The following is a 22,041-nucleotide window of genomic DNA, read 5'->3' on the forward strand; positions in this document are numbered from 1 at the left end:
GGCCGCTTTTGAGGTGATGATGGCTAAGACGCCACAGAAAAAGAGGGTAGTGGAGATGAACCCGCTGGAGATCGAGATCGCCATCGCTTCGCTGCACTCCACCGGGGATTACCAAGTGCTGCGCCGCCTGAATCTGGCGCGCGACGCAAGGCTCGGGCGCCCGGGGCCGGAGCACGCGCGTGTGGCCCTTTGCCTCGATACGGAGACCACCGGGCTAGATTTTCGGCGAGACAGGATCATCGAGCTTGGTGTGGTCGCCTTCGAGTACGATGCCGAGACCGGCGAGATCTACCGCATCACGGACCGTTACTCCGGCTTCGAGGACCCCGGCTTCCCCATTCCCCCGGAGGTGCAGGAGATCACCGGGATCTCGGACGATATGGTGCGCGGTCAGGCGTTCGACGATGCGTTCATGAACGCCCTTGCCGCCAAGGCCGACCTGGTCATCGCACACAACGCCGCCTTTGACCGGAAGTTCGTCGAGTCGCGTTACCCCGCCTATGCTAAACTCCCCTGGGCCTGCACCGTGTCGCAGATCGACTGGGGTTCTGAGCGGCTTTCCTCGCGCACCCTCGAGTTTCTGCTCTTCAAGACCGGTTCGCTCACCATCAACGCGCACCGCGCGCTCGACGACGCCGAGGGGGTGCTTGGGCTCCTTCTCGAGCGGCTCCCGGTGACCGGCGCTTCCATTTTCATGACCCTTTTGAAGCGGGCCCACGAGATCACCTCGCGCATCTTCGCCGTCTCCGCCCCCTTCGACAAGAAGGACGTCTTAAAGGAACGCGGCTATCGCTGGAGCGACGGCTCGCAGGGTGGGAACAAAGCGTGGTGGCGCGACGTTCCCGCTGACGAGGAGCACGAGGAGCTAGCCTACCTCGCCCGGGAGATCTATCCCCGCGGGAACACGAGCGCCGTGCAGGTCGTACGCTGTGACGCCCTAGCACGCTTCTCCATCCGCGAGTAGCGGCGAAGTCCCGGGGGATAGAGGGAAGGGGAGAGCTAAGGGGCACAGTGCGTCCACGCAGCGCTGCATGAGCGCAAGGTTCCCCCCTTTGCGAAGGGGGGACAGGGGGGATTTGCCTTGGTTAGGCCAAGCAACGGGATAGCGGCATCTTCCCCGAAAAACATCCGGAGGTGTGATACATGAGCTTCGACAAAGCCGACATCCTCATCGTCGGGGCGGGCATCATCGGCCTCACCATAGCACGTGAGCTGGTGCGGACCGGCCACGGTGACATCGTCATCATTGAGAAGGAAGCGGAACTCGGAGTGCACGCCTCGGGACGCAACAGCGGCGTGCTGCACGCGGGGATCTACTACTCGCCGGACAGCATGAAGGCGAAGTCCTGTCTGAACGGCAACTTCCTTATGCGGGCGTACTGCAAGGAGAAGGGGCTCCCCCTGCTGGAAAACGGCAAGGTCATCGTCACCCGCACCCCCGCCGAACTCCCCGTCCTGGACGAGCTCTTCCGCCGCGCCACCGCTAACGGCGCCAAGGTCGAGATGATTGACGAACGGCAGCTGGCTGCCATCGAGCCCAACGCACGCACCGTGGAGCGCGCCCTGTTTTCCCACTACACCGCCGTGGTCGATCCGAAGGCGGTGCTGAAGAGCCTCAGAAAAGACCTGGAGGAGAGCGGCCGGGTCACCTTCGTGATGGGGTGCCGCCTGACCGGGATCAAGGGTAGCGGTATCGCGGTGACGAGCCGTGGGGAGATCCGTTTCAACCGTTTCGTGAACGCCGCGGGGGCCTTCTGCGACAAGGTGGCTGATTTCTTTGGGGTGGGGCAGCAGTACCGTCTCATCCCCTTCAAAGGGGTGTACCGCCTGCTTAAAAAGGACGCTCCCTACACGGTCAACTCAAGCATCTACCCGGTGCCGGATATCCGTAATCCCTTCCTCGGCGTCCATTTCACCCGCAGCGTCCACGGCGACGTCTATCTCGGTCCCACCGCCATCCCCGCTTTCGGTAGGGAGAACTACGGCATCCTTGCCGGGATCGACTCCGAAGCGATCTCCATCGCCTGGGAAGACCTCATCCTCTTCATGACCAACAAGCCGTTTCGCAACGTGGCGCTTAGCGAACCTGCCAAGTACCTCCCATCGGTCTTCTTCAAGGACGCCGCGCGGCTCGTGAAGGAGCTCAAGCCTGAAGACGTGGTGCCCGCCTCCAAGGTGGGGATCAGACCGCAACTGGTGGATTGGGAGAAAAAGGAGCTGGTGATGGACTTCCTGGTGGTCGCCGAAGGGGAGGGGGTGCACGTGCTGAACCCCATCTCGCCCGCCTTCACCTCGTCCATGGATCTGGCGCAAGGGATCGTGACGCAATATTTCTAGAGAGCGTTCTACGCTCTATGTTCTGAGTTCTACGTTACGGATAGCAAAAAAGAGAAACCGCCGGGGCCTTTGGGCCTTCGGCGGTTTCGTTTTTTAGGCGCCCTTCCTTTACTTCAAGCGGACTGCGACTTGAGACGCTTGTTGAGAGTCTGGCGCGCAACGCCTAGAATGTTCGCCGCCATCCCCTGGTTCCCCTTCGCCATCCGCATTGCCTCGGCGATCATCTGCTCCTCAACCTCTGCTATGGTCGGGAAACGGCCGAAAACCGCGCCAAAGGCCTGCTCCAGGCTTTCCGTCCGCGGCGCCGGGGCCTCCGGCACGCTTTGCACCTCGGACCCCATGGCGCTGCGGAAGGTCTCCATGGAGAGAACGCCTCCTTTATGCCGCAGGACCGCTTCGGAGACGAGCGCCTCCATCTCGCGCACGTTCCCCGGGAAACGGTAGAGGGCCAGCATGACGGCGAGCTCGGGGGGGGGAGTAGGCTTCTTCTTATCCAGTTGAGTCGCGGCCTTCTCGAGGAAGTGGTCGAGCAAAAGCGGGACATCGTCCAGCCTTTCGCGCAGGGGGGGGAGGTGTACCCGGTGCGCGCATAGTCTGTAGTAGAGGTCGTTTCTGAACTTTCCCTGTTTGATGAGTTCCTGCAGGTCCCGGTTCGTCGCCATGACGATGCGGGCGTCGCTCTTCTTTACGAAGTCGGAGCCGACCGGGTAGTACTCCTGCTCCTGTAAAAGGCGAAGGAGCTTGATCTGCGACATCTCGCCCAGATCTCCGATCTCGTCGAGAAAGAGCGTCCCGCCTGACGCGCGGGTGATGAGCCCGTCACGCGCCACGTCGGCACCGGTGAAGGCTCCCTTTACGTGGCCGAAAAGGGTATCGGAAAACATGTTGTCGTCCAGCCCCGCGACGTTCAGAGGAACGAAGGGACCTGTGCGCCCGCTCAGGTCGTGGATGGCGCGGGCGGCGAGCTCCTTCCCCGTGCCGGTCTCGCCGGTGATGGTGACAGGCTGCCTGGTCCCGGCGACCACCTCGATGTACTGGAAGACGGCGCGCATCGCCTTGTTCGATGAGACGATGCTGGAAAAGGCCTCCGGGTGGTCCAGGCGGTCGGTGAACATGTACTGTTTCAAGGTGGAAAGCTCGCTGGAGAGGCTTTTCAGCTCAAGCGCCTTTCCAACCGAGGTGAGCAGGCGCTTCACGTCGATCGGCTTCACCATGTAATCGAAGGCGCCCCCCTTCATGCAGCTCACCACCGTCTCCACCTCATTGCTGGCGGTGGAGACGATCACCTTGATCTGCGGGTACCGGTTTACGATCTGCGGCAGCAGGTCGAGGCCGGATAGGTTGGGCATGTGCAGGTCGAGTACGATGACATCGACCTCTTCGCGCTCCAGAAGCGGCAGCACAAGGCGACTGTCGCTTTCGGTGAGGATGTCGCCGAAACCGCTGTTTTTGAGGCAGGAGCGGCAGCCGTCGAGGATGTCCGGTTCGTCGTCCACCAGCAAGATCCGTTGCGTGTTGCGTCTTTTCACAACAGTAAAACCTCCAGCACAATTGACTCGACAAAATTCTTCGGCAGTTCCAGGTGCGGTCTGAGCAAGCGGGAAGCTGCACCCGCCTTTCCGGGGATTTCCTATGAACCGGTTCCGTCCCGCCCAGGTTCGAGGGGGGGCAGGGTGAAGAAGAAACTTGCCCCTTTGTCGACTTCCCCTTCCGCCCACACCCGGCCGCCATGCCGTTGCACGATGCGCTGCACGGTGGCGAGCCCGACGCCGAAACCCTTGAACTCCCGGTCGGAGTGAAGCCGCTGGAAAGGGCTGAATAGCTTGCCGGCGCATTCCATTTTGAACCCGGCGCCGTTGTCGCGCACGACGAAGGCCTCTGTACCGTCCACTTCCGTCTTCAGGAACTCGATGCGCGCCTCATCTTTTTGAGACGAGTACTTGCATGCGTTGGAGATGAGATTTTGCAGCACCACCTTCAGGAGGTCAGGGTCGCCGTAAGCGGTCAGGTCCGGTGCGATGGAGAAGAAAAAACGTCGGCCCGGCTCGGCCAGTTGCTGAGTCGCGGTGATGAGGAGCGCCATCTCGCTCAGGTCGACCGGCTGCTTCGAGAGCTCGGAGCGCGATACGCGCGAGAACTCAAGCAGGGTGCGGATCAGCTGGTTCATGTTCACCGTCTCGTTATAGATGATGTCGATGAACTCCTTGCACCCCGGCTCGAGCTTCTCACCGTAAATTTCCAGGATCACCTGGCAGTAGCCGTTGATGTTGGTGAGCGGGGCGCGCAGGTCGTGTGAGACCGTGTAGCTGAAGCCTTCGAGGTCTCGGTTGGCGATCTCCAGCTCTTGGGCCCGAGCGGAGAGTGAGTCGTTCAGCAGCCTGATCTCGCGCTCGTTTTGCACCCGTTCAGTGATGTCCTCCAGTACCGCCACGAAATTGCTGAGGGCGCCGGCTTCGTCGAAAACGGGAGATATGGAGGCGGCCTCGTAGAAAGGGGCGCCGTTCTTGCGCTCTCCGGTCAGCTCCCCGTGCCACTGGTTCCCGGCGGCGACCGAGGACCAGATGGCATCCCCACCTTGCAGAATGGTGGCGAGGTGGCGTCCCTTGACCTCCGACTCCTGGCGTTCGGTCAGTTCGACGAATTTCGGGTTCACGTATTCGATGAAGCCCCGTGGATCGGTGATCACGATGCTGCTCGGGCTTTGCTGCACGGCCCGGGAAAGCTTCCGTACGAAGGCCTGCTGCGCGGCGAGTTCCCTCTCGATGGTCAGGGTACCTAGGCACGCTTCGATGGCAGCGAAGAGTTTCGCGGACTCGATCGGCTTCAGAACGTAGCGCGACACGCCGAGCTCGATCGCCTCGATCAGGTATTCCATGTCGCTATGCGCGCTCGTGATGATGACCGGCAGGGATGGTTTGAGCTCGAGAAGCTGTCGTGACATCTCGATGCCGCTCATGGCGGGCATCTTAATGTCGGTGACCACGAGGTCCGGGGAGATCCTGCCGAAAAGCTCCAGCCCCTTTGCCCCGTTTTCCGCACCACGGACGGTCAGGCCGGGAAAACGGCGCGCGAGAAGGCCCAGCACCGTTTCACGCGTGACTTCCTCGTCCTCTACGTAGAGCAGGGTGAACCCCGCCCCTGGTTTCGTTGACATGCTATACCTCGATTCTGAACTCGGCCCCGTTCCCGGTGTTTCGCGCCGAGAGCGAGCCGTTCATGCTTTTTTCCACGATGTTCTTGGCCATGAACAGGCCGATGCCGGTTCCTTTTCCCTGTTCCTTGGTGGTGAAGTAGGGCTCGAAGATGCGTCCCATGATATTGACGGGGATGCCGCCAGCGTTGTCGGCGATGGTGATGACGGATTTTTCCCCCTCGCGGGCCACCGTTACCTTGATCCTCGGTTCCGCAATCCTTTTTTCGCATAAGGCGTCTGCGGCGTTGTTGAGGATGTTGAGCAGTACCTGGGAAAACTCGTTGGGGTGCCCTACGATGGGCGGCACGTCGCCGTCCGCGACCTCAACCTGGATGCCCTTGTCGGCGAGGCTTCCCTCCATGAGCGCCAGGGTGCGACGGACCACCTTTTTCAGTTCGAACGCGCTCTTCTCCCGGTCCGGCGTGAAGAAGTTCCTGAAATCGTCGATGGTCTGCGACATGTGCCGGACCATCTGCATGATCTTCCCGGTGCTCGTCTCCAGGTACTCGCGGCTGAAGTTGCCGTACTCGTAGGAGAGGGTGAGGTCCTGGACCAGCAGCCCCACCGCGTTCAGCGGCTGGCGCCACTGGTGCGCGATGTTGCCGATCATCTCGCCCATCGCAGCCTGGCGGCTTTGCTGCATGAGCACTTCGTCCTTCTTCCTCAGTTCGTCCATAGCCTGCAGACGTTCCGCGGTTTCCTGGGTGAGGGCTGCGGTCCGCTCCACGACGCGCTGCTCGAGCTCCCGGTTCAGGCTCGACAGGGACGCCTTCGCCCCAAGCAGTTCCTGGTTCTTTTCCGCAGCCATCTCGTAGGTGGCGAGGAGCAGTTCGATGGTGTGGGCACAGTCGGCCTGAACGCGGTAGTTTTTGCCTCGATAGGCGACGGCGACCTCTCCGTCGTTGTCACCCTGGTGGCAAACCCGTTCCCCGTTCAACACGGCGCTGATGCGGGATAGGAGCAGTTTCTTGCTGTACGGCTTCGATACGAAGTAGTTGGCGCCCACTTCGAGGCTGTGCAGCACGTCCGCCGGATCGTTCAGGTGGGTGAGCAGGATGATCGGTGTTTCACCCCCTGTCTTCGACTCTCTGATGCGGCGGCAGAGCTCGAAGCCGTCCATCCCCGGCATGAGAATGTCGCTGATCACCAGATCCGGCATTTGCGGGAGGGCCTCGAGCGCCTCGTCTCCGTTTCTAGCCACGACGACCCGGTACCCCTGTTCGGCGAGCATCTGCTCGAGGAGCTTCGCCTGGGTGGGGCTGTCATCTACGATGAGGATGCGGTGCGGAACCGCTGTCGAGCTGCTTTGATTCATGTTCGTTGCCAACTCCTTCATTTCAAGGCGGCGGCGCCTTTAGCCGCCAGCGTGGTCAGCAGACCGATGATGCCGTCGGGGGATAGGACGAGCTGGGCCGCGTCGATCTGGATCGCTTCGCCCGGCATCCCGAAGACCATGGACGTCTCCTTGTCCTGCGCGACGGTGACGCCTCCACTGTTGCGGAGCGTCTTGAGTTCCAGGGCCCCGTCCTTCCCCATGCCGGTCAAGAGCACCCCGACCGCGTGCCGACCGTAGTGCTGAGCCACGGTGCGAAAAAGCGCCGACACGGCGGGACGCACGCCGTTTTCAGGGTCCGTGCTGGTGAGGCGGATGCGCCCTTGAGGGGCGACTTCCATGTGGTAGCTGTCGGGCGCCACGTAGACCCGACCCGGTTCCACGGTCATGCCGTCGGCAGCGAGGAGCACCGGCATGGTGGAGTGCTGGTTCAGCCAGTGCACGAAGTTTTCCGTGAAACCTACGGCCATGTGCTGCACCACGAGGACCGCGGCGGAAAAGGATGCCGGGAGCGCGGAGAGTATGCGGCGCAAAAGGGGCGGACCGCCGGTCGAGGCGCCGATGGCCACCACTTTTATCGAAGCGGTGGGGGCGGTCCGGGGCGTCTGGACTGCGGCTGGCGCAGGCGCGATCTTGCCGGTCGGGAACACGCGGCGCACCACCTTGATCTCGGACATGAGCTTCACATGGCGGATGAGGTCCGCCACCGACTCGCGGTAATCGGGAGAGCCTGGCGCGGCGGGCTTGGCTAGCACCATGAGGGCTCCCGCCTCCATGACCCGGAACAGGGTGGCCGAATCCTTCGGGTTCATCTTCCCGGTGACGATCACGATGGGGACGGGGCAGCTCGACATGATGGCGCGGGTGGCGTCGAAACCGTCCATGCCTGGGAGGTTGACGTCCATGGTGATGATGTCCGGCCTGAGGCTCTTTGCGGCCTCCACGGCGGACTCGCCGCTCTCCGCGGTGCCGATCACGGTGAGCTCGGGGTCCGCGTCGAAAGCGGCCACCAGCGCCTGCTGCACGGTTTTTGAATCTTCAACTACGAGAATTCTGATCACGCGGCTTCCTTGTCAGGTGAGTTTCTGGATGACCTCGATGAGGTTGGTCTGGTCGAAGCTGCTCTTCACGAGATAGGCGCTCGCACCGACGTCGATGCCGCGCTCCCGGTCGGTACGCGACTCGAGCCCGGTGACGAGGATCACGGGGAGCGAGGCGAGCTTCGCGTCGGCGCGGATCGACCGGGTGAGCTCGAAGCCGTCCATGCGCGGCATCTCGATGTCGGAGACCACCACGTCGCAGGGGTCGGTTTTAAGTTGTGCCATGGCGTCCGCCCCGTCGACCGCGGTGCGCACGAGGAAGCCGGAGGCCTCCAGGATGTTCTTAAGCAAGGTCCGCGAGGTGATGGAATCTTCCGCCACCAGAACGGAAACCCGCGCCTGGCGAGCCGGGGCGCTTGGTACCGGCAGGGAGGTGACGTCGGCACCGCCCCCCAGGGCGGAGCGGAAGAGGTCGGCAACGTTCAAAACGGGGACCACGCGCCCCGAACCGAGCACGGTGGCACCAGCGACGTTGCGCACCCTCGAGAGCTGGCGCCCGAGCGGCTTCACCAGTATCTCCTGCACCCCGATCACCTGATCCACGGCGAAAGCGATGCGCCGGTCGGCGGCGCGCAAGAGGACGTAAGAGACCGTGGTGTCCGGCTCGACGCTCCGGCGTCCAGTTTCCAGGATGCCGGCCAGTGAGACGAGCGGGAGCACCTCGCCCGCCGCGACCACGGTGTCGCGGTTTTCCACCCGTTTCACCTCTGAGAGCGGCACGCGCGCGCTCAGCTCGACCACCGTCGCCGGGATGGCGCAGTAGCGGCCGGCGACCTGCACCAAGAGCGCGCGCATCCGGGCGAATGAGAGCGGGAAGACGAGCCGGAAGCTCGTTCCCGCGCCGGGCGTGCTTGTGACCGAGACGTGCCCCCCCAGCCGCTCCAGCGTCTCGCGTACGATGGCGAGGCCGACCCCGCGTCCGGAGATGCTGCTGATGGTGCCGCTGGTGGAAAGCCCGGACTCGAAGATGAATTGAAGCGCCTCGGCGTCGGGCATGCGCGCGATGGCCTCCTCGGTGGCGAGTTCCCGGCGCAGCGCAGAACGTTTCACCTGCTCGAGGTCGATGCCGCAGCCGTCGTCGGTTAGGATGAGTTCGGCGCGGTTCGCGTCCTGCAGCCTCACCTCGACGCTCACCGTGCCGCGGCGCGGCTTTCCCGCGGCTTCCCTTGCCTGCGGCAGCTCGATGCCGTGATCTACCGTGTTGCGCACGAGGTGCAAAAGCGGCTCCATAAGCTCGGCCAGGATGCGGCGGTCGAACTCCAGCTCTCCTCCGGAGAGGGAGAAGTCGGCCTCCTTGCCGAGCTCGCGGGTAAGGTCGCGCACCAGTTTCGCGAACGGGTCGAGGATCGAGGAACATGGGAGGAGCTGCAGCTTCTTCATCTCCTCGAGGAGCGGGTCGACGAGAGCCTGCAGCGAACGGGTGTGCTTTTCCGCGTTCTTCTCCAGGAGGCGCAGGCGCCCCTCCACGGTACGTTCATGCCGGCACCTCTGTTCGAGAAGTCCGGCCAGCGAGGCCTCACCGTCGGTACCCTTCTTGAGCGCGCGCCTTGCCGCCTCGAGGGAGCGGTCGCGCTCAGCGCCACGCTCGGCTACCTCGCCGGCAAGGGTGGAGAGTTCCTCCTGCAGTACCGAGGCGGCAAGTTTCGCGGAGACCAGTTCCTCGGACTGCAAAAGGAGCGTCTCGAGAAGCCGCGCGGAGACCCGCACCGTTTCGTCGGCGGCATAGGAGGGCGGTGAAGGGCGTGGCTTTTCCGGGGTAGGCGCCTGGGTGGCCGCAACGGCAACAACAGGGGGCGTGGGCACCGTCGGAAGAGGAGAGGGGGGAACGCTTTGGGAAGCACTCTGTTGCGGCGCCGGTGCAGGTGCGGCGGTGGGGGCGCCTGCCGGGAAGATGCGGGCCGAAAGCCGGTTTATCTCGCGGTGCAGGAGATCGAAGGTTTCCATACCGAACTCGGCCTCGCCACGCTTGATCCCTGCCAGCACCTCCTCCAGCTCCTGGCAGTCATGGGCGACGTCGGCGAGGTTCACGGCGTGCGCCGCCCCTTTCAGGGTGTGCACGCGGCGGAACACCCCTTCAAGCAGGCGCTGCCGCCCTGCCTCCTCCTCTTCGCGTTCCAGGGCGAGGAGATGGGAGGAGAGGGCGTCCAGGTGTTCCTGCGCCTCTATCGCGAAGGTCGCGAGCAGTTCTTTTAACAGCGCCTCGTGGTCGCTCATGTCGTAATAGTCACCTTAATTCGTGATCGCCCGCCGCTGAGGGGGATCAGGCGAGCCGGTAGCCGCTCACCAGTTTCTGCAGCTTCTGGTTCAGCTCGTAGAGGTTTTTCGCCGCCGCTTCGATCTGGCGCGACCCCTCCACGTTCTGATCGCTTGCCTGGTTGATGCTCTGGATGGCGATGGCGATCTGGTCCATGCCGATCGCCTGCTCCTGGGTCGAGGTGACGATCTGCAGCGTCGCGTTCGAGGAGTCCTCGATGCTCGCGGCGAGCTGGCGGATCGACTCGCCCGCTTCGCTTGACTGCTTCATGCCGGCCTCGACCGCCTTGCTCCCTTGCTCGGTGGCAAGGACGGCAGCGGTGGTGGCCTTCTGGATCTGGCCTATGATGCTGCGCACCTGGGAGGTCGCCTGCTTCGACTGGGTGGCGAGGTTCTTCACCTCCTGGGCCACCACGGCGAATCCTTTGCCGTGCTCACCCGCCTTGGCGGCCTCGATGGCGGCGTTCACCGCGAGGAGGTTCGACTGCTCGGCGAGGTCCGCTACCGTGGCGATGATCTCGCCGATGGCCTGGCTCTGCTCGGAGAGGTTCACGATGCGTTCGGCGATGAAGCCCATGCGCTCGTCGATCCCCTGCATGCCGTCCAGGGTACTGTTCACGGAGTCACGGCCGGTCTTGGCGATCTGCGCGGAGCGGTGCGCCCCCTCATAAACCTGGCGCGACTTCTGCGAAGTGAGGTCGGTGGTCTGGCGGATCTCCTGGACCGTGGCGTTGGTCTCGGAGATGGAGGTGGCGGTCTGGGCCGAGCTGGAGGCAAGCTCGCTCACCGTGGTCATGATTTCGGCGGCGCTCCCTGCGAGGACGCTCACCACCTCGGAGATTTCGAGGCTCAAGTCCCTGAGATTTCTGGTCATCACGCTGAAGGAATTGCCCAGGCGGTCCTTATCCGAGGCGGGGAGCACCTCGATGGTTAAATCCCCGGCTGCGATGCGGTCGGCGCTGGCGGCGAGCCTTTTCAGGGAGGCAACCATGTTGCTCATGGCGTTGCCGAAGACGTCGCGCTCGGAGAGGGGAACCACCTCGAGATCGAGGTCGCCGATGGCGATCCGGTTCGCGTTCTCTCCCATGCGGCGCAGGGAGAGCACCATCTTCCTCATCGCCCGTAAAAGCTGTCCCAGTTCGTCGGGAGAGGCGCTGTCGAGCTCGACGGAGACGTCCCCCTGGGCCAGGCGGTCGGCGGCCTGCACGGCGTCGTTTAAGGGCCTTGTGATGGATGCGGTGATGGCGAAGGCGATCATGGCGGCGATGATGCAGGCGAGTGCCACGAGGACCGCGGTGATCGCGAAGGTGAAGCGCTGGTTCCTTGCGGATTCCGCGGCGAAATTGCTGGCCATTGCTTGGGATGCCTTCAGCACCTCTTCCACCTGGGCATCGATCTGGGCCACGGTGCGACGGGCGTAGTTCTTGTGGAAGGCGACCGCCTCCTTCACCTTACCCTGCCGGGTGAGCGCGATGGTCTTGGCGCGGACCTCCTTCCATTGATCCATCGACTCCTTGATCCGGTCGATCTTCGCCTGATCGCCGGGGAAGCGCTCGCGGGCGAGGGCTAGTCCGCGGTAAACCTCCTGCTCGTCCTTGGCTATCTCAGCAAGGGTCGCTTCCAGGTCTTCACGGTCGGCTGCATATAGGACTACGTCCTTCATACCGCGGTGCATCCGGGCGATGTTGGTGTCGACCTGCTGGATCGCATTGGTCACCGTGAAGGGGTGCTCGTAGAACTCGCTGAGCAGGCGCCCCTCGGCGGCGAGGTTCTTGAGGGAGAGCGCGCCGATCAGGACCAGGAACACGAGCAGCACTGAAAAGCCTGCGATCAGTCTGGAGCGGATTTTAAGGTTGCTGAGCATGGAACCTCCAAAAGTCAGGTTGAGATGGCGGCATCAACCTCGATCTTGATTTCAATGTCTACCCGACCTCTTCGTGCACGATGAGGCGCGGGTCGGCCAGGATCCTGGCCATGTCTAGCAGGGCGAGCCGTTCGGCGGTTACCCCGGCAAGGAACTCGCCTCTCATCCCGGTAAAGGTGTCGGGTGTCGGGTGCAGTTCCGACAGGGGCAGAGAGCGCATCCCCTCGACGCGGTCGGCCAGGACGCCGAATTCCATGGTGCCGTCGCTTACAACGATCACCCGGTTCAGGTCGGAAAGTCCGGTTGCCGGGAGTTCGAAAAAGCGGCGCAGGTCGACGATGGAGATGATCTTGCCGCGCACGCTGGTGATCCCCAGGACGAAGGGAGGGGCGCAGAACAAGGGGGTGAAGTCGGCCAGGGGAAGCGTAGCCGCGATGAAGGAGAGGTCGATGGCGTAGTGCTCGCCGGAGAGGGTGAACTCCAGGCAGTCGACGCAGGCAACACTCCCGGCGTCCTCGGCAGGTTTTCGGCTCATGACCCGGGCGCGTTCCTGGAGCAGCAACTGCTCGCGCTCGTGGTCGTGCCGGTCCTGGAGAACGGCGTCGAAGGCAGCCTGCTGGCGGGTGAGCAGTGAGGCCCAGTCTATGGCGGAACTTCTCTGCGACATGCTTCTTCTCCTAAGCGTGAAAACCGTGCTGCCTTACCGCCTGCTGATGCCCTTGATCAGGTGGATCAACATGCCGGCTGTCATCCCCTCGGTGTCGGGGATGGCCTCGTTCGGGTCGAGCCGCTGCAAAAGGCGCAGGGCATTGCCGAAACTCTGTTCCGCCTCCTGCCGCTCGCCGCGCTTGCGGAATAGGTTTCCGAGCGCGAAATAGGCGAGCAGGTAGTCGTGGTCGAGGTAGAGTGCGTGCTTAAGCGAAGTGATGGCCCCTTCGTCATCCCCCGCCTGCTCGCGGATCATGGAGAGGAGGTAGTGGCTGTTCGGGTTCAGCCGCTCGAGCCGGATCGATCTTTCGCAGAGCTCGCGAGCCTCACCGTAGCGCCCGAGGTTCGCGTAGCAGCGAGCCGCGAGGGCGAGCTGCTCCGCATGCTCTCCCCCGGCAAGCGCAACTTCGGCTGCCCTTTCATAGGCTCCCGTGTCGAAGAGCGAAAGCGCCTGCTGCAGCACGTCCGGGCCCTGCGGTGTGGCTGCTATCGCCGGCGCCGCATGGAGTTCCGCCCCGCCCCTCTTTTTGTTGACCGGGGGCTGCTTCTCCGCGGCGGATGTCATGGTCCGCCCGACCACACGCCCGGGGTATGCACCTGGCAGGGGCGCCGGCATGCCGGCAGTAACCCGAAACGCGGCTCGCGTGGCTTTCTGGCGCGGGTCGCTTCTTTTCAGCGCGAGGGCGCCATCGAAGATGTGGCAGGTGAAACCTTCCACCTTGTGGTGGTCCACCTCGGTCGGTCCCATGAAGAGCCAGCCGCCAGGCCTCAGCGCGGCGGAACCTGGCGACGGTCTTCTCGATCTGCTCCTCGTGAAAATAGAGCATCACGTTGCGGCAGAAGATGACATCCGCACCCCCGGCAATGGGGGAAGGGGTATCGGCGTTCTCGGCGAGGTTCAGATGCCCGAAGCGGACCATCTCCCTGATGCCGTTTGCGATCTCGAAGCTGCCGTCCGGCCGCTGGGTGAAATAATTCATGAGCCACCCGGGGGCGTTCCGGAAGGACCATTTGCCGTACACCCCCAGCCGGGCCCGCTCAAGGGCGTGCTCGTTAAGGTCCGTGCCGAGGATGGTGATCTTCCAGCCGGTCGTGTCCCGGAGTACACGGCTCAGGATGATGGCGATGCTGTACGGTTCCTCACCGGTGGAGCATCCGGCGCTCCAGATCCGGATGGTGCGGTTGCCGCGCCGCCTGGCCGCGATCAGTCCCGGGAGCACCCGTTCCTCGAGCACCTGGTAGCTCTTCGGGTCGCGCAGGAAATAGGTCTCGCCGATGGTGAGGGCGCTGGCCAAAAGCCGCAGCCGCTCCTTTCCCAGGGGTGCGGACATGAGCTGCAGCAGGTAACGCTCCAGTTCCTCGACCCCTTCCTGGTGCGCAAGGGTAGCCATCTTCTGCGCCAGTTCGGCAAAGCGTTCCTTGCGGAAGTGAAGCCCAAGTTCTTTTGCTACGAACGCGGCGAACAGCTGCAGCGTCGCGCTTGTCTGCGAATCCGCCATGTCAGGTGCGTTCCAGCGCCGCGGCGATCTGCGCCTCCTCGTCAGGGAAGAGCAGGGCGTCGAGGTCGTGGATCAGTACCAGTCCGTCCGCGGTCCGCGCCACTCCGGCGACGAACCCGGCTCCCGCCACGATTTCGTCGGCGGCAAGGATGCCGGCCGCAGGCGGCTCGATGACCCCTTCGGAACCGTCCACGACCAGGGCAAGGGTGAGCCTGCCGGTGCGCGCGATGACGAACTGGTCGCTCAAGGCGACGGGGCGCTCGGGGAGCCTGAAGCGCCTCCTCAGATTGATAGCGGGAACGATCTCTCCGTGCAGGTCCAGGATGCCCATTACAACGTCCGGGGCCTTGGGGAGCTGGGTGAGGGCCGCCGCCCGGACCACCCGTTTTACGTGGTCCAGACGCAACGCGTAACGCTGGTCGTCAAGGGTGAAGATGAGCAGTTGAATCGTGTCGATCGGTCTTCTCCAATTAGCGGCGTCTATGCGGCTCTCTAATGTACCTCGTGCCGGGCTTGGATTCAAGCGTATTTGTAGGTTTTAAGGGCGAAAAAGGGGGAAGGTGCGCTTTGAGAACTTGCAGTCGTTAGCGATTGCAAATCCGGCGGGTGCCGCTAGTATTGCAGCTGTTTTGCCAAATCGGAATGTTAGCGGGAGGTGAGCCGATGCACGATATCGGCAGGCAGATCATGTTGAGACTGAGGGAGGCCCTGCCATACGCGCGCGTCTATTGGGAGCGCGAACCGGATGGCGACGGCCTGCGCGGCAGTGCGATAAGTGCGGAACTGGAAATGCGGAAGTTTACCATGCAGTTCGATGGTCCACCGAAGGAGGAGTGCCCCGAAGTACTTGAACCGGCCCTCGTGGAACAGGTGGTCGACGATTTCGTCGACTTCTTCGCACGCTCCATCTACCCGAAGGAAAAATTCACGCGCATCATCTGAAAGGTTGCCGCCCGGAAGAAAGGTCAGCGCCGGAGCGTTTCCTCGGCAAAACCGCGAATGTCGGGCAGGAAGGCGTGGAAATCCTCTTGCAAGAGGCGGTAGTGGCGGGTAAGCTCCAAGCCGCCCGAAGCGAGCGGGTTCGCCCTCGGCACGCGCCGCGACATGCGCCGCAGAGCATCGGTCACCCCTTCGGCGTGCAGGTAGGAAGGGATCAGCTCCTCGAAGATCACCGGCACCAGTCCCTTGAGACGCTCCGGGAGCTGGTCGCGGCGCGCCTCGACGCTTGCGCGTGCGCGCTTTAGGTAGTCCGGGAGCGCTTCAGTGCTGCATTGCCGCCATCCCACGGCGAGGAAGTGATCATAGAAGATGTCGACCATGATGCCGCGGTACAGGCCGAAGTCGGCCCCCAGGCGCTTCCTGCTCGCGGTGAAAGCCGCATGGTTCTGGGCGAAGGAATCGATGCGACGGTGCAGTTCTATGCCGCGTCGCAGCTTGTCCGGATAGGCGTCGGTGAGGCGCCCCTTCACGAAGTCACCCATGAAGTTGCCGGTGAGGATGTCGGGGTCGTCGCCGGAGAGGTATAGATGGAACAGGTAGTTCATGAGAAGGGATGATACCAGAACCGCTCGAAGCGGGGTAGGGGGTAAAGCGCCATGCTGGGTGCTCTGACCGGAGACATAGTCGGCTCCATCTACGAGTGGAACAACATAAAGAGCACTGAATTCCCGCTCTTCCAGGATAGCTGCCGCTTTACCGACGACTCCGTACTCACCGTGGCGCTCGCCGACGCGATCATGACCGGCGCGCCGTACGACGACACCATGAGGCATTACTACCGCAGCTACCCGGACGCGGGGTACGGCAGGGGCTTCGTTGCGTGGGCCGAGTCGGACGCCCCCAAGCCTTACAACAGCTGGGGCAATGGCGCCGCGATGCGCGTGAGCCCGGTGGGGTGGGCCTGCGACACGCTCGCCGACGCTTTGTGCATGGCGCGGAACTACACCCTCCCGACCCACGGGCACCCCGAAGGGGTAAAGGGGGCGCAGGCCGTTGCCGGTGCGGTCTTTCTGGGGCGCAGCGGCGCCTCAAAGGACGAGTTGCGCAGCTTCATCGCCGGGGAATTCGGCTACGATCTCGCGCTCAGCTGCGATGAGATCAGGCCCTCGTACCGTTTCGATGTCTCCTGCCAGGGGACGGTTCCGCAGGCTGTCACCGCGTTTCTGGAATCAAACGATTTCGAAGGCGCCATCCGCCTCGCCGTCTCCCTGGGCGGCGACTCAGACACCCTGGCCTGCATCACCGGGGCGATTGCCGAGGCCTTCTACGGTGGGGTCCCGGCTCGCATCGCGGAGCGGACCATGGATTTTCTGGATGATCGGTTGAGGCGGGTGACGGTCGCTTTCGAAGCGCGCTTCGTTGCGGGGCGCTTTGCTGCTGCAAAAGGGTAAACGCTGAAACAGCAAAGGCTGGTCGACCATCGGTCAACCAGCCTTTTAAGGTGCGGGGATAAGAAGCGTCAGGCGCCGTGCTCACGTTGCCATTTCTCAGCGACGTACTGGTAGTTATCCTGCATTTCCTCAAGCATCGAATAAGCTTCGTCGGCTCTGTTTCGCACCCCTATGCCCGTTGCCGCTGTTGTCTCTGCCGGCTCCTCGATGCATGCCTCAGGCAGGATCGAGGTGAGCATCTCGATGATCTGTTGCAGCCGGTCCAGCACTTCCCTCTTGAAGGTCTCGTCGTCCATGGCACTCCCTCAGCCCAGATGGGATAACGGGAAGGAGTATACCGTATGAGCGGCGAGGCTCCAGTTACTTCATCAACTGTTTCCCGATGTCGAAACCCTGGCCCACTTTTTCGCCCAGTGCGTAGTAGCCGCGGTTGGTCGGGCTGTAGACGATGGGCTGCACCTTGGTCGGATCGGGGAGACCGGCTTCGTCGAGCACCGATGCTTCGGCCTTGACGTCTACGATCACGCCGATGAACTGGGTGTGCACCCCGATCTCCACGGTCTGCAGCAGCCTGCACTCGATAACGAGCGGGAACTCGGCGACGTACGGTGCGTCGACCAGATCGCTTTTCACCGGCGTGAGGCCTGAGGCGGCGAACTTGTCGGCGTTTTTGCCCGAGGCGATACCGGCGTAGTCGGCGGCGGCCACGAAGTCGCGGGAGGGGATATTTACTGTGAACGCCTGGCGCTCCATGATGGCGTCGTAGCTGTGCCGCGACTTTCGCAACGAGACGGTTACCGCGGCCGGGTCGGAGCTGCAGACGCCCCCCCAGGCGATGGTGGCGAGGTTCGCTTTTCCTTCACTGTCGTAGGTACCGACCAGCCAGACCGGCGTCGGCATGGCATGGGTTGCCTTGCCCAGACTCTTTTTCATAGGTCCTCCGTGGAATTATTTGATGATGTCGGACAGGAGCTTGCCGCCGACGCCGATGTTGTCGCGCTCCATCTCCTTGATGAAGACGATGAACTTTTCGGCCGGGATCTGTGTTACAGTGCTGGCGGCTTCTGTCAAAGCCTGAACCAGTTCGCCTTTTTTCTCTTTGTTCGCCATGGTTCCAAGGTCGATGGTGATGACGGGCATGCAGGTGCTCCTCCTTAAGTCAGTTTTTTCCAGAAGTGTGGCACTGTAACAGATATCTCACGGCAGTTCAACACGGGCTGAATGTGCAAGCTTCACGACTGTGCGAGTATGTAATCCGGTAAACCGGTAAATATGAGTATAGGGGCGTTAGTTGTTGAAGTTACGATTGTTACGGCTACAGTGTAACGCGCAGCAGTGAGTAGGTTGGAAGGATTGAAGAGTATATGATCGAGATCAGGGAAGCTGACATAAAGGTGGAATTCTACCGCGCCTCCGGGCCCGGCGGCCAGCACCGCAACACGACCGACTCCGCGGTGCGCATACGCCATCTCCCGACCGGAATCGTGGCGCAGGCAAGCGAGAGCCGCTCGCAGGCCCAAAATAGGGAAAAGGCGCTGGAGCGGCTGGCCGAGTTGCTGCGCAGGCGCGAGCAAAAGGCGAAGAAGAGGGTAAAGACCAAGGTGCCGAGAAGCGCCAAGGAGAAGCGGCTTTCCGACAAGAAGGCGGTATCGGAAAGGAAGAAGGGGAGGGGGAGAAGAATTGAAGAGTAACTGATTGACAATTGACAACTAATACTGGCACAGCTTCCACCGCAATCGACAGTAATTCGTCTGCGTCTTTGACCGTTCTGCCGGAGACAGAAGGTCTTTAGTCATCAATTATCAATTGTCCATTGTCAATTGCCTTTATACATCTCCGTCATGATGGTCTTGAAGGCGAGGGCGGCGGGGGAGAGTTCCCTACCTCTGCGGCTCACGAGGAAAAACTGCCTCTTTATGCTGACGCCGTCGACAGGAACCTGCACAAGTGACTTCTGCTCCAGTTCGTGCTGTACCGAAACCGCCGAGACGAAGGATACCCCGATTCCGGCAATCACCGCACGCTTCACCGCCTCGTTGCTCCCAAGATGCGCCGCCACATTGAGCCGCGCGGAGTCTATCCCGGCCTCGCGCAGGGCCTGAGCGGCAGCCTTTCCGGTGCCGGAACCTGTCTCCCTAAGCACGACCTGCTCGCCCAGCAAATCCTCCTTGCTGATTCCCTTCTTGCCGCTCCAGCGATGCCCTGCGGGCGCGATCAGGACGAGTTCGTCGTCGGCAAGCGGCATGAACTCGAGGCTCTCCTCCTCGAAACGCCCGCCTACCACACCCAACTCCACTTCTTCTGAGATCAGCTTTCCCAGCACATCGCGGCTGTCCCCCTGGCGCAGCACGATGGTGACCCCGGGGAAACGGCTGATGAGCAGCGGCAGCGCCGCCGGGATCATGTACTCGCCGGGGATGCTGCTTCCCGCGATGTTAAGCTCGGCCTCCTCGACGCCCTTGAAACGCGCCATGGCGACCGGGATCTCTTTCGCGGAGTCTATAAGTTTGCGTGCTCGCTCGAGCAGTATCTTCCCCCCCTCGGTCGGTAGTGCCCCCTTGCCGGTGCGGTCCAGAAGCTTCATGCCGAATTCGCCTTCCAGTGCGGATATATGCTGGCTGACCGTGGACTGCGTGATGAAGGTGGCCTCCGCTCCCTTCGAGAAACTCCCGCTTTCAGCTACCTTTATGAACACTTCGAGCTGTTTCAGGTTCACCGTCCCCTCCTTATTGGTCGATACGATCCATAGTATTTATTTTATCGAATTTATCAATTTGACTCTTGATGGTCAATTGGTTATTGATGTCAGGCCCTTATTCTGCTTCGGCCGCCTGAGATAACCATAAAAAGAGGCCTTCGTGATCGCAGCGGGAATCGACATAGGATCGCCCGAAGAGTACCAGGTAGCCCCTCTGCCTGCCGCGGTGAACATCATCGAAAAAGATTTTGAAAAGGGCGTGGCACTTCTACCCAAGGAGAAGGGAGGCATCGTCTACTGCAACGGCGGCGGTCGCAGCTACTCCGCCTATCGCAAGCTTATGAAGCTCGCCTATCCCTCCATTTACCAGGCCATCCTTTCCGAATGGAAAGAGGCTGGCCTGCCTGTGGTCAAGTCGCAGCTTTAGGCACGGCATCGTGCCGTTGAATATACGTCTGAACAAGGAGTCCGAATGAAAAGGTTGTTGCTGCCGCTTTTGGCCCTATCCCTCTGCCTCGCTCCCGCCGCCTGGGGCCAGAGCCGCAGCGGTATCGTGAGCGTCGAAGTCGATCTCTCCTGCCAGGAAGCGGGTAAGGAGACGAAACTCTGGGTGCCCTACGCCGTATCCGACCGGTACCAGAACGTCACCGACGTCAAGGTTTCCGGTGATTTCTCCGCTTCTGCGGTCTACACCGACAAGGTGAACGGCACGCCGATGCTTTTCGCCCAGTGGGACAAGGACGCGAAGAGCCGCAAGCTCACCTACACCTTCAAGGTGGAGCGCGAGGAAATCCAGATGAAGAACCTGTCGGGCAAGGAACCGGCATGGAACCCTGCTGATTACGCGGAATACCTTGCTCCGACCTCGATGGGGCCGGTGGACGGCGAGGTGAAGAAGCTCGCCCAATCGATCGTCAAAGGCAAAAAGACCGTTCTGGAGAAGGCAAGGGCGATCTACGACTGGACCTGCGAGAACATGTACCGCGACCCGGCGACGGTCGGCTGCGGCAAGGGGGATGTCTGCGAACTCCTGAAGAAGCCGGGCGGCAAGTGCACCGACATTTCCTCGGTCTACATCGCCCTTGTCCGTGCCGCCGGGGTGCCGGCGCGCGAGGTCTTCGGCGTGCGCCTCGGCAAGAAGGCCGAGGAGGATATCACCACCTGGCAGCACTGCTGGGTCGAGTTCTTCCTCCCCGGCACCGGCTGGGTCCCGGTCGACCCCGCCGACGTGAGAAAGGCGATGCTCGTCGAGAAGCTCGAACTTGGCGACGCCAAGACACGTGCGTACCGCGAATACTTCTGGGGGGGGATCGATCCGTACCGTTTCAAGATCGCCTCGGGTCGTGACGTTGTGTTGAACCCGCCCCAGGCCGGCGCTCCGCTCAACACCTTCGGCTATCCCTATGCCGAGGTCGGCGGCGATGTGCTCAACTGGTACGATCCGAAAGGGTTTAGCTACCGGATAAGCTACAAGGAAAAATAGATAAAGAAGTTACCTCAGTCTTGAACTTGGGCCGCGCACTCCTCTGCGCGGCCCCTTTTTTATTTGTCTGTCCGGTGCGATTGATGTATCTTCCCATACTGTTTGTCCGATTTTGTCCAAGGAGCTTACCCGTGCAAATCCGCATCGTTATCGCCGCATCCATCCTCGGCGCCGGCTTCATCGCGTCCCATGCCATGGCTTCCGAAGCCCCGGCCGCTTCCCCTGCAGCTGCAACCCCGGCCGCCGTTGTCATGCCGCAGACCGGCGACCAGGCCGCCACCATAGCCGCACTCACCCAAGAGAACGCGCTCCTTCAGGAGAAGCTCAAGGCGCTGCAAAGCTGTAGCATCACCTCGACCGATCTCGCCGCGCGCAACAGCAAGAGGCTCAAGGAAATCACCGCTGACGTGCGTGCCCAGCGTCAGTCGATGGCCGACTTCGAGAGCTACGTCAAATGGATGTCCGGACACGTTGCCGGATATTCCAAGTACATTCAGGCCGGCTCGGTCGCGGCGCGCTTCGCCAGGGTATTGCCGATTCCCTACGCGGGACAGGCCTCGCTCTTCACCAAGTTCGTCTCCGACGCTGCGGTTTCCCTCGGGGCCACATCGGTTTCCATCAACAAGTACCTGGGGACTTCGCAGCAGTTCCTGAACCGCGCAGACGCCCTCGACCCGAACAAGCCGAACTACAACCAGGAAGTCTCCGATCTCGTCCGTTTCGCGGACCAGGATCTTCTTAAGGGGATGGGGGACGTGCAGGAGCGCTTGGCCACCACCTCCCAGCTTTCCACTTCGTCGCTTTCGTTCCTGGAGAGCCTGAACCACTACGTCGGCACCACGGACGAATACTGGAACAAGACGAAGGCGCTTCTTAAAAGCGACGACAAGGCGGAGAAGAGTTTCCTCGCCGAGAGCACCGCGGCCCTCAGGAACAAGGCCCAGGTGTTCAATACGAAGCTTCAGTTTTTCGACACTACGGTCAAGAAGACCTCGCCGCAGATCAAGGCGCTTGTCGCCTACGATGACCTGGTGCGCAGCATGGAGCCGAAGCTCGCCAAGGCGAAGTAACCAGGACGACGGGCACTATCCCGCCTGAGAAGGCGTCGACCGCTGGACATTTATTGAATGCAAAAAGGCCTCTCCCGTCAGGGAAGAGGCCTTTTTACTTTCAAGCAGGTGTT

The 22,041-nt window shown here is 62.1% G+C and carries 23 protein-coding genes; 8 read left to right on the forward strand and 15 right to left on the reverse strand.

What is annotated here, in order from left to right:
- Positions 1–19 precede the first annotated feature (19 nt).
- A complete protein-coding gene (locus tag E8L22_RS10435) occupies positions 20–964 on the forward strand; it encodes a 3'-5' exonuclease (protein ID WP_136525126.1) in 945 nt (314 codons plus the stop codon).
- A gap of 179 nt (positions 965–1,143) precedes the next feature.
- Entirely contained in the window at positions 1,144–2,337 is a 1,194-nt protein-coding gene (lhgO, locus tag E8L22_RS10440; RefSeq protein WP_136525127.1) for an L-2-hydroxyglutarate oxidase, read from the forward strand.
- 113 nt (positions 2,338–2,450) lie between these two features.
- Here lhgO and E8L22_RS10445 read toward each other — a convergent pair whose 3' ends face one another.
- The 10 genes from E8L22_RS10445 to E8L22_RS10485 all read right to left on the reverse strand — a co-directional run bounded on the left by E8L22_RS10445 (position 2,451) and on the right by E8L22_RS10485 (position 14,810).
- Positions 2,451–3,866: a sigma-54-dependent transcriptional regulator gene (locus E8L22_RS10445; RefSeq protein ID WP_136525128.1), complete on the reverse strand. Its 1,416-nt coding sequence runs from the start codon at positions 3,864–3,866 to the stop codon at positions 2,451–2,453.
- A 101-nt stretch (positions 3,867–3,967) separates the two neighbouring features.
- Entirely contained in the window at positions 3,968–5,491 is a 1,524-nt protein-coding gene (locus tag E8L22_RS10450; protein WP_136525129.1) for a sensor histidine kinase, read from the reverse strand.
- Position 5,492: 1 nt separating this feature from the next.
- Positions 5,493–6,845, reverse strand: coding sequence for a hybrid sensor histidine kinase/response regulator (locus tag E8L22_RS10455; protein ID WP_136525130.1), 1,353 nt, complete (start codon positions 6,843–6,845; stop codon positions 5,493–5,495).
- A gap of 17 nt (positions 6,846–6,862) precedes the next feature.
- Positions 6,863–7,924, reverse strand: a complete 1,062-nt coding sequence (gene cheB, locus E8L22_RS10460; protein ID WP_136525131.1) for a chemotaxis-specific protein-glutamate methyltransferase CheB — start codon at positions 7,922–7,924, stop codon at positions 6,863–6,865.
- A 12-nt stretch (positions 7,925–7,936) separates the two neighbouring features.
- Complete coding sequence (locus tag E8L22_RS10465; RefSeq protein WP_136525132.1) at positions 7,937–10,177, reverse strand: hybrid sensor histidine kinase/response regulator; 2,241 nt, start codon at positions 10,175–10,177, stop codon at positions 7,937–7,939.
- A 46-nt stretch (positions 10,178–10,223) separates the two neighbouring features.
- Positions 10,224–12,080 (reverse strand): HAMP domain-containing methyl-accepting chemotaxis protein, encoded by a 1,857-nt coding sequence (locus E8L22_RS10470; RefSeq protein WP_136525133.1) that lies wholly within the window; start codon positions 12,078–12,080, stop codon positions 10,224–10,226.
- A 58-nt stretch (positions 12,081–12,138) separates the two neighbouring features.
- Positions 12,139–12,747, reverse strand: coding sequence for a chemotaxis protein CheW (locus E8L22_RS10475; RefSeq protein WP_136525134.1), 609 nt, complete (start codon positions 12,745–12,747; stop codon positions 12,139–12,141).
- A gap of 33 nt (positions 12,748–12,780) precedes the next feature.
- Positions 12,781–13,251, reverse strand: coding sequence for a hypothetical protein (locus E8L22_RS21725; RefSeq protein ID WP_246044612.1), 471 nt, complete (start codon positions 13,249–13,251; stop codon positions 12,781–12,783).
- Positions 13,208–14,287, reverse strand: a complete 1,080-nt coding sequence (locus E8L22_RS10480; RefSeq protein ID WP_246044613.1) for a CheR family methyltransferase — start codon at positions 14,285–14,287, stop codon at positions 13,208–13,210. The genes E8L22_RS21725 and E8L22_RS10480 overlap by 44 nt, the downstream gene beginning before the upstream one ends.
- Position 14,288: 1 nt before the next feature.
- Complete coding sequence (locus tag E8L22_RS10485; RefSeq protein WP_246044614.1) at positions 14,289–14,810, reverse strand: chemotaxis protein CheW; 522 nt, start codon at positions 14,808–14,810, stop codon at positions 14,289–14,291.
- Positions 14,811–14,950: 140 nt separating this feature from the next.
- Between E8L22_RS10485 and E8L22_RS10490 the strand changes: the two genes are divergently transcribed.
- Positions 14,951–15,229 (forward strand): hypothetical protein, encoded by a 279-nt coding sequence (locus tag E8L22_RS10490; RefSeq protein ID WP_136525135.1) that lies wholly within the window; start codon positions 14,951–14,953, stop codon positions 15,227–15,229.
- 23 nt (positions 15,230–15,252) lie between these two features.
- On the opposite strand, the gene E8L22_RS10495 is transcribed toward E8L22_RS10490, so the two are convergent.
- Entirely contained in the window at positions 15,253–15,831 is a 579-nt protein-coding gene (locus tag E8L22_RS10495; protein WP_136525136.1) for an acyl carrier protein phosphodiesterase, read from the reverse strand.
- A 51-nt stretch (positions 15,832–15,882) separates the two neighbouring features.
- Between E8L22_RS10495 and E8L22_RS10500 the strand changes: the two genes are divergently transcribed.
- Positions 15,883–16,677 carry an ADP-ribosylglycohydrolase family protein gene (locus E8L22_RS10500; protein ID WP_136525137.1) on the forward strand — a complete coding sequence of 265 codons (795 nt, stop codon included), beginning with the start codon at positions 15,883–15,885 and terminating at the stop codon, positions 16,675–16,677.
- 68 nt (positions 16,678–16,745) lie between these two features.
- On the opposite strand, the gene E8L22_RS10505 is transcribed toward E8L22_RS10500, so the two are convergent.
- The 3 genes from E8L22_RS10505 to dmpI all read right to left on the reverse strand — a co-directional run bounded on the left by E8L22_RS10505 (position 16,746) and on the right by dmpI (position 17,817).
- Positions 16,746–16,973 carry a hypothetical protein gene (locus E8L22_RS10505; protein ID WP_136525138.1) on the reverse strand — a complete coding sequence of 76 codons (228 nt, stop codon included), beginning with the start codon at positions 16,971–16,973 and terminating at the stop codon, positions 16,746–16,748.
- Between the two features lie 64 nt (positions 16,974–17,037).
- On the reverse strand, positions 17,038–17,610 hold the full coding sequence (locus tag E8L22_RS10510) for a flavin reductase family protein (RefSeq protein WP_136525139.1): 573 nt from the start codon (positions 17,608–17,610) through the stop codon (positions 17,038–17,040).
- 15 nt (positions 17,611–17,625) lie between these two features.
- Positions 17,626–17,817, reverse strand: a complete 192-nt coding sequence (dmpI, locus tag E8L22_RS10515) for a 4-oxalocrotonate tautomerase DmpI (protein ID WP_136513496.1) — start codon at positions 17,815–17,817, stop codon at positions 17,626–17,628.
- Positions 17,818–18,044: 227 nt separating this feature from the next.
- Here dmpI and E8L22_RS10520 point away from each other — a divergent pair, with 227 nt between their 5' ends.
- Complete coding sequence (locus E8L22_RS10520; RefSeq protein ID WP_136526086.1) at positions 18,045–18,368, forward strand: peptide chain release factor family protein; 324 nt, start codon at positions 18,045–18,047, stop codon at positions 18,366–18,368.
- A 125-nt stretch (positions 18,369–18,493) separates the two neighbouring features.
- Here the strand turns inward: E8L22_RS10520 and E8L22_RS10525 are convergent, their stop codons facing one another.
- Complete coding sequence (locus E8L22_RS10525) at positions 18,494–19,393, reverse strand: selenium metabolism-associated LysR family transcriptional regulator (protein ID WP_136525140.1); 900 nt, start codon at positions 19,391–19,393, stop codon at positions 18,494–18,496.
- Positions 19,394–19,535: 142 nt separating this feature from the next.
- Between E8L22_RS10525 and E8L22_RS10530 the strand changes: the two genes are divergently transcribed.
- From E8L22_RS10530 to E8L22_RS10540, 3 genes are all read left to right on the forward strand, one after another.
- Positions 19,536–19,802, forward strand: coding sequence for a rhodanese-like domain-containing protein (locus E8L22_RS10530; protein ID WP_136525141.1), 267 nt, complete (start codon positions 19,536–19,538; stop codon positions 19,800–19,802).
- Between the two features lie 45 nt (positions 19,803–19,847).
- Positions 19,848–20,858, forward strand: a complete 1,011-nt coding sequence (locus E8L22_RS10535; RefSeq protein WP_136525142.1) for a transglutaminase-like domain-containing protein — start codon at positions 19,848–19,850, stop codon at positions 20,856–20,858.
- Between the two features lie 131 nt (positions 20,859–20,989).
- Positions 20,990–21,928 (forward strand): hypothetical protein, encoded by a 939-nt coding sequence (locus E8L22_RS10540; protein WP_136525143.1) that lies wholly within the window; start codon positions 20,990–20,992, stop codon positions 21,926–21,928.
- The last annotated feature ends 113 nt before the right edge of the window (positions 21,929–22,041 follow it).

Origin of the sequence: Geomonas ferrireducens (assembly GCF_004917065.1) — a bacterium.
Taxonomy (GTDB): Bacteria; Desulfobacterota; Desulfuromonadia; order Geobacterales; family Geobacteraceae; genus Geomonas; species Geomonas ferrireducens.

Coding starts and splice junctions, on each gene's coding strand:
- E8L22_RS10435 (WP_136525126.1), top strand. CDS start 20: ATGGCTAAGACGCCACAGAAAAAGAGGGTAGTGGAGATGAACCCGCTG.
- lhgO (WP_136525127.1), top strand. CDS start 1,144: ATGAGCTTCGACAAAGCCGACATCCTCATCGTCGGGGCGGGCATCATC.
- E8L22_RS10450 (WP_136525129.1), bottom strand. CDS start 5,491: ATGTCAACGAAACCAGGGGCGGGGTTCACCCTGCTCTACGTAGAGGAC.
- E8L22_RS10455 (WP_136525130.1), bottom strand. CDS start 6,845: ATGAATCAAAGCAGCTCGACAGCGGTTCCGCACCGCATCCTCATCGTA.
- E8L22_RS10465 (WP_136525132.1), bottom strand. CDS start 10,177: ATGAGCGACCACGAGGCGCTGTTAAAAGAACTGCTCGCGACCTTCGCG.
- E8L22_RS10470 (WP_136525133.1), bottom strand. CDS start 12,080: ATGCTCAGCAACCTTAAAATCCGCTCCAGACTGATCGCAGGCTTTTCA.
- E8L22_RS10475 (WP_136525134.1), bottom strand. CDS start 12,747: ATGTCGCAGAGAAGTTCCGCCATAGACTGGGCCTCACTGCTCACCCGC.
- E8L22_RS10480 (WP_246044613.1), bottom strand. CDS start 14,287: ATGGCGGATTCGCAGACAAGCGCGACGCTGCAGCTGTTCGCCGCGTTC.
- E8L22_RS10490 (WP_136525135.1), top strand. CDS start 14,951: ATGCACGATATCGGCAGGCAGATCATGTTGAGACTGAGGGAGGCCCTG.
- E8L22_RS10495 (WP_136525136.1), bottom strand. CDS start 15,831: ATGAACTACCTGTTCCATCTATACCTCTCCGGCGACGACCCCGACATC.
- E8L22_RS10500 (WP_136525137.1), top strand. CDS start 15,883: ATGCTGGGTGCTCTGACCGGAGACATAGTCGGCTCCATCTACGAGTGG.
- E8L22_RS10505 (WP_136525138.1), bottom strand. CDS start 16,973: ATGGACGACGAGACCTTCAAGAGGGAAGTGCTGGACCGGCTGCAACAG.
- E8L22_RS10510 (WP_136525139.1), bottom strand. CDS start 17,610: ATGAAAAAGAGTCTGGGCAAGGCAACCCATGCCATGCCGACGCCGGTC.
- dmpI (WP_136513496.1), bottom strand. CDS start 17,817: ATGCCCGTCATCACCATCGACCTTGGAACCATGGCGAACAAAGAGAAA.
- E8L22_RS10535 (WP_136525142.1), top strand. CDS start 19,848: ATGAAAAGGTTGTTGCTGCCGCTTTTGGCCCTATCCCTCTGCCTCGCT.